Origin of the sequence: Ruegeria atlantica (assembly GCF_013032505.1) — a bacterium.
Taxonomy (GTDB): domain Bacteria; phylum Pseudomonadota; class Alphaproteobacteria; order Rhodobacterales; family Rhodobacteraceae; genus Ruegeria; species Ruegeria atlantica_F.
The window spans coordinates 802,614-814,737 of the sequence record NZ_WQCG01000002.1; the positions used below are offsets into that span (position 1 = coordinate 802,614).

10 protein-coding genes are annotated in these 12,124 nt (G+C 56.3%); 6 read left to right on the forward strand and 4 right to left on the reverse strand.

Annotated features, from left to right (window positions below; translation table 11 throughout):
* Positions 1-11 precede the first annotated feature (11 nt).
* Complete coding sequence (locus tag GOW92_RS10675) at positions 12-497, reverse strand: ureidoglycolate lyase (protein ID WP_170560566.1); 486 nt, start codon at positions 495-497, stop codon at positions 12-14.
* Complete coding sequence (gene puuE / locus GOW92_RS10680) at positions 494-1,906, reverse strand: allantoinase PuuE (RefSeq protein WP_368040273.1); 1,413 nt, start codon at positions 1,904-1,906, stop codon at positions 494-496. The genes GOW92_RS10675 and puuE overlap by 4 nt, the downstream gene beginning before the upstream one ends.
* A 146-nt stretch (positions 1,907-2,052) precedes the next feature.
* Between puuE and uraH the strand changes: the two genes are divergently transcribed.
* Positions 2,053-2,406 (forward strand): hydroxyisourate hydrolase, encoded by a 354-nt coding sequence (uraH, locus tag GOW92_RS10685; RefSeq protein ID WP_170560567.1) that lies wholly within the window; start codon positions 2,053-2,055, stop codon positions 2,404-2,406.
* Between the two features lie 5 nt (positions 2,407-2,411).
* On the opposite strand, the gene GOW92_RS10690 is transcribed toward uraH, so the two are convergent.
* Positions 2,412-3,332 carry a LysR family transcriptional regulator gene (locus GOW92_RS10690; RefSeq protein ID WP_170560568.1) on the reverse strand — a complete coding sequence of 307 codons (921 nt, stop codon included), beginning with the start codon at positions 3,330-3,332 and terminating at the stop codon, positions 2,412-2,414.
* 101 nt (positions 3,333-3,433) lie between these two features.
* Here GOW92_RS10690 and GOW92_RS10695 point away from each other — a divergent pair, with 101 nt between their 5' ends.
* On the forward strand, positions 3,434-4,666 hold the full coding sequence (locus tag GOW92_RS10695) for a urate hydroxylase PuuD (RefSeq protein WP_170560569.1): 1,233 nt from the start codon (positions 3,434-3,436) through the stop codon (positions 4,664-4,666).
* Positions 4,667-4,731: 65 nt separating this feature from the next.
* Here the strand turns inward: GOW92_RS10695 and GOW92_RS10700 are convergent, their stop codons facing one another.
* A complete protein-coding gene (locus GOW92_RS10700) occupies positions 4,732-5,634 on the reverse strand; it encodes a LysR family transcriptional regulator (RefSeq protein ID WP_170560570.1) in 903 nt (300 codons plus the stop codon).
* A 155-nt stretch (positions 5,635-5,789) separates the two neighbouring features.
* Between GOW92_RS10700 and xdhA the strand changes: the two genes are divergently transcribed.
* Genes xdhA through GOW92_RS10720 form a run of 4 tightly spaced genes read left to right on the forward strand, consistent with a single transcriptional unit; the run spans position 5,790 to position 12,114 of the window.
* Positions 5,790-7,253: a xanthine dehydrogenase small subunit gene (xdhA, locus tag GOW92_RS10705; protein ID WP_170560571.1), complete on the forward strand. Its 1,464-nt coding sequence runs from the start codon at positions 5,790-5,792 to the stop codon at positions 7,251-7,253.
* 15 nt (positions 7,254-7,268) lie between these two features.
* A complete protein-coding gene (xdhB, locus tag GOW92_RS10710; RefSeq protein ID WP_170560572.1) occupies positions 7,269-9,587 on the forward strand; it encodes a xanthine dehydrogenase molybdopterin binding subunit in 2,319 nt (772 codons plus the stop codon).
* 3 nt (positions 9,588-9,590) lie between these two features.
* A complete protein-coding gene (gene xdhC / locus GOW92_RS10715) occupies positions 9,591-10,469 on the forward strand; it encodes a xanthine dehydrogenase accessory protein XdhC (RefSeq protein WP_170560573.1) in 879 nt (292 codons plus the stop codon).
* Between the two features lie 43 nt (positions 10,470-10,512).
* Positions 10,513-12,114, forward strand: a complete 1,602-nt coding sequence (locus GOW92_RS10720; RefSeq protein ID WP_170560574.1) for a xanthine/uracil/vitamin C permease — start codon at positions 10,513-10,515, stop codon at positions 12,112-12,114.
* Positions 12,115-12,124: the final 10 nt, after the last annotated feature.

A 12,124-nucleotide genomic window follows, 5' to 3' on the forward strand; every position in this document is an offset into this window, starting at 1 on the left:
GGAAACGCACCTCATTCCGTGATTGCAAAAGCCTCCTCGAACCAATGCTCTTCGAGGTTGGGCCCGGCTCCAATTCGGTCGACCACCGCAAAAAGTCCGGGCGCATGAAGTGGGGTCAACACGCCATGCCAAGTGTTGCGATGATAGTTCACGCCCTGACCGGGCGCTGTTTTGAATGCGATTGGCTGCCCCGGAGTTCCATCTTCGTCCGGGGCCACAACGACAACAAAGGGCTTGTCCGACAATGGCAAAAACGCCTGGCTTCCATCTGGATGGCGTTCAACCATTTCTAGTTTGATCGGCAGGCTGAACGCCTCTGACTGGAACACGCTGATTCCGGCGCGCCCTTCATGAAAATCCAGCGACGCACAATCGTGATACCGCGCGCACTTGCCTTGGTTGATGAATTTATCCGCTTGCCCTGCCACTTCGATGACATCGCCAAACGGTGCAAATGCCGCGGACGTCAATGGTTGGAGTTTCAGAGGGGTCGTCATTCTGAAAACTTCTCAATCAGGCGCAGTTCGGCAATCCGCTCAACCTGCCGGCAAGCTTCGGCAAATTCAGCTTCGCGATCGCTGTCAATTCGGCGATGGAACGCGTCCAGAATGCTCGCCTTCGTATTGTCCTTAACGGCAATGATAAAAGGGAAACCAAATTTGGTTGTGTAGGCCTCATTCAATGCCGTGAACGTCGCGCGTTCTTCGTCGGTCAACATATCCAGACCGGCGCCAGCTTGTTCCGCCGTGCTTTCCTTTGTCAGGCGACCAGCAGAGGCAAGCTTTCCTGCCAGATCCGGGTGCGCTGTCAGAACTCCAAGACGTTGCTCGGAGGTGGCTGTACGGAACACCCGCGCCAGCGCGTTGTGGACACCGGCGGCATTGTCATGGGTCGGCCCCAGCTCTAGGTTATATGCCCCTTCAGCAATCCACGGGCTGTGCTCAAACATTCCGCCAAATTCAGACACAAAAGTTGACTGGTCCATTTCAGACGGGGTCATTCGTTGCTTCGGCGGGTGCTCTTTTGCCCAGTGATCAGCGATCTGCTCGCGCGTGGCAAACCAGACACCGTCATGTTTCTTGAAGTAGTCCAGCGCACGTTTCAAAGCCATGGCGCGGCCTGGGCGACCAATCAAACGGCAGTGCAGTCCAATTGAAAGCATTTTCGGCGCGCCGGCTTCGCCCTCGGCATAGAGCATATCAAAGCTGTCTTTCAGATAGCTTTCGAACTGTTCGCCGTTTGTGTATCCGGCTTGGATTGCAAAACGCATATCGTTGCAATCCATCGTGTAGGGCATAATCAGTTGATCCTTACCCGCTGCCTTAACCCAAAACGGCAGATCGTCCGAATAGCTGTCGGCTATATAGGCAAAGTCACCTTCTTCAGCGGCCAGATCGACCGTATTCATCGAACAACGGCCTGTGTACCATCCACGCGGCGGCTGGCCTGTAACCTCAGCGTGCAGCCGAATTGCTTCTCGGATCTGGGCGCGCTCTTCTTCAGCGTCCATGTCCTTGTGTTCAATCCATTTCAGACCATGGCTGGCGATCTCCCAACCGGCATGCTTCATTGCCGCGACCTGAGCCGGTGCGCGGGCCAATGCGGTGGCGACGCCATAGACGGTGACGGGTAGATCCTGCAAAAGCTGATGTACGCGCCAGAATCCGGCGCGGCTGCCATATTCGTAAATCGACTCCATATTCCAGTGCCTTTGCCCTGACCATGGGGCAGCACCGGTGATCTCCGACAAGAACGCCTCAGACGCGGCATCGCCGTGCAAGACATTGTTCTCGCCGCCTTCCTCATAATTCAGCACAATCTGAACCGCGATCTTGGCTTCGTTGGGCCAGTTGGCTTTTGGAACTTGCCCACCGTAGCCGGTCATGTCTCGTGGATAGCGCGTCACATCAATTTCCTTTTTCTTCTTTTGATCAATACCCCAGATAATCTGAGATGTTTTTCAAAAAATTCAGAAAGCAGCTTCGATTAGACTGCCTTTGCCCCTTGGGAAGAAAACAGATTAGTAATCGTATAACTTAAGGAGTAGCGCAAATGACCGGTTACCTTACAACCCATGTTTTGGATACGGCACGGGGGTGCCCCGCCGAAGGGCTAAAAATCGAGCTATTTCGCATCGAAGGCGCAAACCGCACGTTGCTGAAAACTCTTGTCACCAACGACGATGGCCGAACCGACGAACAGATTCTGCCCGAGGCCGAGTTTTCAACAGGCGAATACGAATTGATCTTCTATGCGGGTGAATACCTTGATGCCTCCGGCACCCCGCCGGAGAGCCCGCGTTTTCTCGACGTCGTCCCGATCCGTTTCGGCATGTCCGAACATTCGCATTACCACGTGCCGTTGCTTCTTTCGCCATTCGGGTACTCGACCTACCGCGGCAGCTGAGCGACCTATCGGGACGTATTTGTTGAGGCAATCGAAGATCCAATGCGCTCTATTATGAACTCCATGAAAAGCCGCGTTTTGGGGTCCTGCATACGGCGGTGCGTAAAGAGACACGCCATTTGAATCGGTTCCGGCGGGGTTTTTTCCGCGACCGGGACCAGATTTCCGGCCTTAAGATGCTGGGCAATCTCAAATATCGGTTTCAACGCAATACCATGACCGGCAAGCGCCCAATCCGTCAGCACATCACCGTCATCTGACTCGTAACGACCAGAGACACGAAATCGTTTTGGTCCCGTATCGGTTCGCAAAAGCCATTGAAATTCGGTCGCACCTGGAAAACGCAAATTGAGACACTCATGCTGATCGGCGATAATTTCATCGCCGCTTTCAGGCAATCCATGCTTTTTGATGTATTTCGGAGAAGCACAAAGCACTCTTTCAACATCAGCAATCTTGCGAATACGCAAATTGCTGTCCTCTGGCTGACCAAGAAAGAACGCAAGATCCAGACCTTCAGTGGTCAGATCAACCTTCCGGTCCGTCAGCCTCAACCTGACATTGACCTCAGGATACTCAGCGAGAAACTTTGGCACTTGCGGCGCTATTAATCGTCGTCCAACACCCAATGGCGCTGCGACGTACAGTGACCCTTTCAAGTTCTCTGTAATGTTGACGATCTGAGCTTCGGCACTTTCGACCGCCTCTAGTATCTCTGCCGCCCCACGATAAAAAGACTTTCCCTGCTCAGTCGGCGTTAGGCTACGGGTCGTGCGCTGAAACAAGCGCACGCCAAGATGCTCTTCCAGCTGCGATATTCGTGCCGAGGTTACGGCCGGTGAAACCCGTAGATCACGGCCTGCGGCGGACATACTGCCCAATTCGTAGACCCGGACAAAAGTTCTGATGTTATCAAGGTAGGACATTTTTTTGCATTTTTTGATACTGCTTGGTCTTTACCGGCAATACCAGAATAAATCAGTCTCGCATAGAGTACTCGGAACTAAAGAATCTTAGGAGCTAAGCCATGTATGACCTGGCCGTAATTTGGGAGTGGATCGCCTTTTCCGTCCGCTGGCTGCATGTGATCACAGCGATGGCGTGGATTGGTGCGTCATTCTACTTTATCGCGCTTGACCTCATGCTGAAGCCGAACCCCGCCCTGCCAGATGGGGCGTACGGCGAAGAATGGGAAGTACATGGGGGCGGGTTTTATCATACCGTCAAATATCTGGTGGCCCCTGCACGGATGCCCGAGCATCTGACTTGGCACAAATGGCAGAGTTATACGACGTGGCTTTCGGGTGCGGCGTTGCTCATGATCATCTACTGGGTAGGTGGTGAGCTGTTCCTTCTGGATCCGACCAAGGTGGATCTGGCGCTGTGGCAGGGGATCCTGATCTCTGGCGGATCGCTGACCATCGGCTGGCTGCTTTATGACCAGATGTGTAAATCGAAGTTGAGCGATCATCCGACCGTACTGATGCTGCTTTTGTTCGTGATCCTGGTGATCATGTCCTGGGGCTATAACCAAGTCTTCACGGGCCGTGCCGCGCTTTTGCATCTTGGTGCCTTCACCGCGACAATCATGACGGCCAACGTCTTCTTTCAGATCATGCCGAACCAGCGGATCGTAGTCGAAGATCTCAAGGCCGGACGAACGCCGGACGCCAAGTACGGGAAGATCGCCAAGGTACGCTCTACACATAACAACTACCTGACTTTGCCGGTCGTCTTCCTGATGCTGTCGAACCATTATCCGCTGGCCTTCGGCACCGAGTATTCGTGGATCATCGCCAGCCTGATCTTTCTGACAGGCGTGACTATCCGGCACTATTTCAACACGATGCATGCAACCGGGAAGGGCCCACACTGGACTTGGGGTGTCACGGTCCTACTGATGGTCATCATCGCCTGGCTGTCTTCGGTCAGAAGTGGTGAAACATGGGAAGATGCCGAAGCGCGCGAACTGACGCCATATGAGCAGAAATATGCGTCAGCTGCGGGGTTTGACGAAGCCTACGACACGGTTCTGGGCAATTGTTCAATGTGCCACGCACGCGAGCCGGTCTACGGCACAATGAAATGGGCACCAAAGAACGTTTACTTGGAAACGCCGGGTGACGTGGCCCGCCAGGCTGACCAAATCTATTTGCAGGCCGGCATCAGCCACGCAATGCCGCCGCCATCGGCGGTTCAAATGGATGACGAGGCGCGCCAGAAAATCATCGCGTGGGTGCGCGAAGTTCGGGATCAATAGACGCCTTTCATCAAAGATCTGACAGATAACTGGGTTCTCTCGCCCAGTTTTTTTGTGTCTACGCGTTACGCGAAAAATCTTCTGCTGTGTTTCGCCACATGCTCAACAAACAGACGTACTTTCGGATCCTGAAGCTTTTTGTGAGGATACAGACACCCGAAAATCGTTGCCAACGGCGGCGTCTCGGGTAGGACTTCGACTAACCGGCCATCCTCAAGATACTCCCGCACATCAAAGCGCGGCTTGTTGACGACCCCCTTTCCGGCCAAGGCCCAATCCGTCAGCACATCACCGTCGTCCGCATCATACTTGCCGCGAACCTCAAGCTTTCGTGGCCCCATGTCGGTACGAAGCGTCCAAAAGTATTCCGGCGACCTTGGATAACGCAACAAGAGGCAGTTGTGCGGTGTGTGCAACAAGTCATCGGGTGTGATGGGCACACCAAATTTGGATAAGTACTCGGGAGAAGCGCACAGAACACGATCACAATCCGCAAACTTCCGCAGTTTCATCGTAGAATCACCAGGCTCTCCAATAAAAAATGCGATATCCAGACCGTCGGCCAAGATATCCACCTTTCGGTCGGACAAGCGCATGCGAATCTCGATTTCTGGATAGAGATCCGAGAATTCCGGAACCAGCGGTGCAACGATTCTTCGCCCGACCCCAAGCGGCGCGGTGATGCGGATCGCGCCTCGCGGGGCGTCCGAAAAGCTGGCGACACGCGCTTCGGCATGGTCGAGCGCCAACAGAACGGCCTTGGCCTCATCATAAAACACGGTTCCAACTTCGGTCGGTGTCATCGAACGGGTTGTTCTGTTGAAAAGTCGTACGCCCAGATGGTTTTCCAACTCTTTCAACCGCTTGCTGGCTACGGCCGGCGTCAACCGCAGATCGCGCCCGCCGGACGTGATGCTACCGAGCTCCATTACTCTAACAAAGACCCGCAGGCTTTCGATGTAAGACATTCAATCCTCCCGATGAAGAGAGACTGCGTCATGGGGCAGTCTTTTTCAACGTTCTGTTGAAAGTATTTGCCGTTTGCGGCGATTTTCCGACTCAATCTTTGCTTTTATGGTTTCCTCGACCACCCACCGGAAGGCAGGGGCAGAGGGAGAATTCCATGACGCATCGCACTGACATCCAATTTATCCTCAATGGTAAGGATGTATCGGTACCAGACGTATCAGCAGATCAAACACTTCTGGATTTTCTGCGGCTGGAGCGTCGCCTGACAGGTACGAAGGAAGGTTGCGCCGAAGGTGACTGCGGGGCTTGCACCGTACTCGTCGGACGGCTTGGTGACGCCGGTCTGGTATACATGCCGGTGAATGCCTGCATCCGATTTCTTGCCTCTGTCGACGGGTGTCATGTCGTAACAGTCGAACACCTGGCCGGCCCTGATGGTCGTTTGCACCCGGTTCAGCAGGCGATGATTGATCACCACGGCAGCCAGTGCGGGTTCTGCACTCCGGGCTTCGTCATGGCGCTTTATGCACTATGGATGCAAACACCTGAGCCGACCGAGGCGCAGGTTGAAACCGCGCTGCAAGGCAACCTGTGCCGCTGCACCGGGTATGAACCAATCATCCGCGCCGCAGTGGCCGTCAGCCGCTATGGAACACCTGCATCAGATCACCTGAACACCGAACGTGAAACCATGACCGCGCGTCTGGCGGGCCTTAAGGACGGGCGACGCGTCGTCTCCGGTCCAGTGGACAGCCTAAGCATTATTCCGTTCAGTGTTGATGATCTTGCCGAATGTCTGAAAACCTATCCCAAAGCCACAATCGTAGCCGGGGCCACGGATGTCGGCCTTTGGGTCACCAAATTCCTGCGCAACATTGGACCTGCGATATTCATCGGTCATCTTGAAGACCTGAAAACAGTCGAAAGACAGGGTTCGCTCCTCCTGATTGGTGCTGGCGCCAGCTACACCGATTGCCAAGAACTCCTGTCTGAACACCTGCCACACCTGTCCTCCTACTGGGATCGCATCGCAGGGTGGCAGGTGCGGAACATGGGAACTGTTGGCGGGAATATCGCCAACGGCTCTCCTATCGGGGACACGCCACCGGTTCTTATTGCGCTTGGAGCGGAAATCACGCTGCGGCGCGGCACCGAAAGCCGGACACTGCCACTGGCTGACTTCTTCATCGACTACGGCAAACAGGACCGCCGACACGATGAGTTTGTCGAAAGTATCCGTGTGCCGCTGCCCGGGCCCGACGATCTGAATGCAGCCTATAAGATCTCAAAGCGTCGTGATGAGGACATATCCTCCGTGGCCGCTGGTCTCCACATGACGGTTGCAGACGGTAAAATCGCCAATGCGCGCATCGCATTCGGCGGCATGGCTACCACGCCTAAGCGCGCCACTACTGCCGAAGCAGCGTTGAACGGTCAACTTTGGACGCACGAAACCTTTGAAGCGGCCGCCGAGGCGCTGGCAAAGGACTTCTCTCCTCTGACCGATTGGCGTGCCTCGTCTGACTACCGAATGCTGACCGCCCAAAACCTGTTGCGTCGGTTCTTCCTCGAACATGACACGCAGACAGACACCCCAGTTCAACTGGCTTGTGCCTAATCAGGAGCGGCGAAAATGAAAGATAACGTTTCCATCATTGGATCGGCCCACACCAACGTCAAACACGACAGTGCGATCAAGCACGTCACCGGGCAAGCCGATTACACCGACGACATTGCATTACCGGAAGGTGCGCTGCATGCCTATCTCGGCGTCTCTGACGTCGCTCATGCCAAGCTCTTGGGCATCGATTTCACCGAAGTCCTGGCCGCGCCGGGGGTCGTCGGTGTGCTGACCGCAGATGACGTGCCGGGGGCTAATGATATCAGCCCGACGCATCTGAACGATGAGCCGGTATTTCCAACCGACGCGATTCAATTTCATGGGCAGCCATTGTTCGCCGTAGTTGCCGAAACCCGCGACATCGCACGCCGCGCAGCGGAGCTGGCAAAAATCGAATATGAGACCCTGCCTCATGCGCTGGACCCGATTGCCGCGCAGGAAGCTGGATATCCACATGTCACGGCGCCCCTCAAGTTGGAACGCGGCGACGTCGCGCCAGCTCAGGCGGCGGCTCCGAACCGGATCAAAGGCCGGATGAGTGTTGGCGGTCAGGACCATATGTACCTCGAAGGACATATCGCATTTGCGATACCGGGCGAAGACGATGACGTGATCGTGCATTGTTCGACGCAGCACCCGTCCGAGGCTCAGCACATGGTGGCCCATGTTCTTGGGGTGCCGTCCAATGCCGTTGTGGTCAATGTGCGCCGCATGGGCGGTGGGTTTGGCGGCAAAGAAAGCCAGATGAACCTGTTCTGCGTGGTCGCCGCCATGGCCGCCAAAAAGTGGAACCGCGCCGTGAAAATCCGCCCCGACCGGGATCAGGATATGACTGCGACCGGCAAACGCCATGATTTCGTAATCGATTATGACGTCGCCTTTGACGACGATGGCCGCATTCAGGCGGTCGAAGGCAGCTTCGCGGCGCGCTGCGGTTTCTCGGCAGACTTGTCGGGCCCAGTGACCGATCGGGCGCTATTCCACGCGGACAACGCCTATTTCTATCCGAACGTGCGGCTGAACAGCCATCCGATGAAGACAAACACCGTCTCCAACACGGCGTTCCGCGGTTTTGGCGGACCGCAGGGTGTGATCGCGGCCGAGCGGATGATCGAAGAGATTGCCTATGCCACGGGGAAAGACCCGCTGGATGTGCGCAAGGCAAATTTCTACGGCACCGAAGACCGCAACGTAACTCCGTACCACCAAGAGGTCGAAGACAGCATCCTTGACCGGTTGATCGGAGAACTGGAAGAGACTTCAGAATATCGCCAGCGCCGTCAGGAGATCATTGCATACAACAAGACATCGCCGATCCTAAAAAAGGGCATCGCGCTGACACCCGTCAAGTTCGGCATTTCCTTTACCGCGACCTGGTACAATCAGGCTGGCGCGCTGGTGCATGTTTATAACGACGGCTCGATCCACCTGAACCACGGCGGCACCGAAATGGGGCAAGGCCTCAACACCAAGGTTGCGCAGGTCGTGGCCGAGGCTTTCCAGGTCGATTTCAGCCGGATCAAGATCACCAAAACAACCACCGAGAAAGTTCCGAACACTTCGGCCACTGCGGCCTCAAGCGGGACCGATCTGAACGGCATGGCCGCGTTGAATGCGGTGGAACAGATCAAAGAGCGTCTGGTGAAGTTCGCAGCCGAGAACTGGAACGTTGCTCCAGAGGAAGTGGCCTTTCACGCTAACCAGGTGTTCATCGGACAAGAGGTTCTGCCCTTCGATGCGTTCATCAAGCAAGCCTATCTGGCGCGCGTGCAACTATCGGCTGCAGGCTTCTACAAAACCCCCAAAATCCACTGGGACCGGGCCAAGGGTCAGGGGCGACCTTTCTATTACTACGCCTATGGCGCGTCGTGCTCGGAAGTGACGATCGACACCCTGACAGGTGAGTATCGCGTCGAACGTACAGATGTGCTGCACGACGTCGGGCGCTCGCTGAATCCTGTCCTCGACAAGGGTCAGGTAGAAGGCGCCTTTATTCAGGGCATGGGATGGCTGACCACCGAAGAGCTTTGGTGGGACGATGCTGGCCGTCTGCGCACCCATGCTCCGTCGACATACAAAATCCCGCTCGCATCAGACCGCCCGCGCATCTTCAATGTGAATCTCGCCGATTGGTCGGAAAACCGCGAGCTCACCATCAAACGGTCTAAGGCTGTTGGTGAACCGCCGTTCATGCTGGGCATTTCGGTTTTTGAAGCGCTTTCGATGGCCGTGGCCTCTGTCGCCGATTACCGCGAATGCCCGCGCCTTGACGCGCCCGCCACGCCCGAACGTGTGCTGATGGCTGTTGCGCGACTGCAAGAAAGGCACTGAGCCATGACTGTCCCCGGTTCCCTGAGCAAATTTCTGTCCACACAGCACAGCGTGATCCGCGTTGCGCTGACCCGCGTGCGCGGGTCGTCGCCGCGCAACGAAGGGACCGAGATGTTCGTGGCACCAGGGGCGTTGTGGGGAACCATCGGCGGTGGCCAGCTTGAGTTCATGGCCATCAACGCCGCGCGGGACATGCTGCGCGATGGGGTATTGCATCAGGATCTGGATGTGCCGCTTGGTCCGGAAATCGGACAATGCTGCGGTGGGCGGGTCGAATTGAAACTGACCCGCATGCGCGCGTCCGACAAATGGGCCGCAACTGAACGGGCCGCCCAGCGCGAAGAGGCATTGCCCCATGTCTATGTCATGGGCGCGGGCCACGTCGGACGCGCTTTGGCCAATCAGCTTCAGCACCTGCCGGTGCGCTGCATCCTTGTCGACACCCGACCCGAAGAGATCGAACTCTGCACGGCAAGTGTCGAAACCCGGGTCAGCGCGATCCCGGAATCCGATGTTTGGGGCGCGCCTGCCCGCAGTGCCTTTATTGTTCTGACGCACGATCACGGGCTGGATTTCCTGCTGACATCAGCAGCATTGGAGCGTCAAGACGCCGCGTATGTGGGGATGATCGGGTCCGCCACCAAGCGGGTAAAACTCCGGAACTGGGCGCACAAACATTGTGACGGACAGTCTATCGAACATTTGAAATGCCCCATCGGGGCTAGCGGTAGCCGCGACAAGCGGCCCAGCGTCATCGCCGCCTTTGTGGTGGCCGAAGTGATGGCTGAATTGACCTCTGAAACTGCCGCGACCGCCCCGACCGGGGCAAACCAGGCGCCCCTGCAGGGCCACTATCACGACCGGAAAGGGAGATCGGCCTGACGTCCGTCAGGCCATTCCGGTTACATCAGAGGAGGAGACCGTCATGGACGGGAGGACCTACGAATACAAGCTGTTTACCCGCAGCGATTTCAGCGCTTTTTGGGCGCTGTTTACTGACAACCTTGTCAACTTGCTGATCCTGTCCGGGGTCTGCCAGTTCGTTTTCCAAATGCCCGCGGACATTGTTTTCGGCCGCATCGTCCCTGGAGCCGCGATTGCGATCCTAGCGGGGGTCACAGTTTATACGTATCTCGCAAAATACGCGGCTAACAAACAGGGCAAAGATGTAACCGCCCTGCCCTATGGCATCTCGACGCCGGTAATGTTCGTCTACCTGTTTGGGGTGATCGGTCCTATCTATTGGGCAACCAATGACCCCATGCTTGCCTGGCAAGTCGGCATCGGAGCTGGCTTCATGGGCGGCATCGTTGCGGCATTGGGTGCCATTGTTGGCCCATACCTCAAGCGGATCACGCCACGCGCAGGTATGCTGGGTACGCTTTGCGGCATCGCCTTGGTCTTCATCGGTTCGGTCCCGCTGGCCGAAGTGTTCGAGAACCCCATCATCGGCTTTACCTCGCTGCTGTTTATCCTTTGGGGTCTGATCGGTCGTTTCCGCCTGCCGGGCAACATCCCTGCCGGTCTTGTCGCCATCGCTGCTGGTACAGTAATTGCCATTATTCTTGGTGAATCCAAAATCGACGTCAGCGGCATCGGCTTTTACCCGCCAATTCCTTATTTCGGTGACCTTATCGTCGGTGTTCAGTACCTGTTCGCCAACCCCGAGCTGTTTCTGGTGCTGATCCCGGTGCAGATCTACAACTTCATCGAAACGATGAACAACGTGGAATCGGCCGAAGCTGCCGGGGATCATTACCCTGTTGGACTGTGCCAGGTGACGGATGGCGCGGGCACAATGCTGGGTGCTCTCTTTGGCTCGCCTTTCCCGACGACCGTTTACATCGGTCACCCCGCTTATAAACGGCTGGATGCCCATGCAGGATATATCGTCGGTGTTGCCCTCGTGATCGCAGCAGCTGCCTTCCTCGGCTTCCTGTCCTTCCTCGCCGGCTTGATCCCGATTGCAGCTGCGGCACCTGTATTGGTTTTTGTTTCTGTGAGCCTGATCACCAATACTGCCTGGGCCGTTAAGCCAATGCATATGGCAGCCGTATCCTTTGCGATCCTGCCCCACATCTCGGCTTTCTTGATGGTCAAGTGGGGATCTCTGATGAACGCACTGCGCAGCAGCGGAGTCGAAGGCCTGCCCTCCTTGGGCGATGAAGGTCTGACCGCAGCCCTGCTCATGGAAGGTGCCCACTACGAGGGACATCTTGCCCTGAGCCAGGGTGCAATCATCACAGGACTGGTCTGGGGTGCAATCGTGGCCGACGTGATTGACGGCCGCTTCCGGATGGCAGGGGCGTTTGCCGCTGCAGGCGCGTTGATGTCTTCGGTTGGGATCATCCACTCCTACACGCTGCAGATGCCTCAATTCGATGGGATCACCATCGGCTATCTGATCATCGGTGCTTTCCTTTACATCTACCCGGTGTTCGCTCCCAAAGAGGACCTCGAGCATCGCGTGATCGTACCGGATGAGCCCGATATGATCGACGATGACACGCCTGCACAACAGGCCTGATCCATAGCGG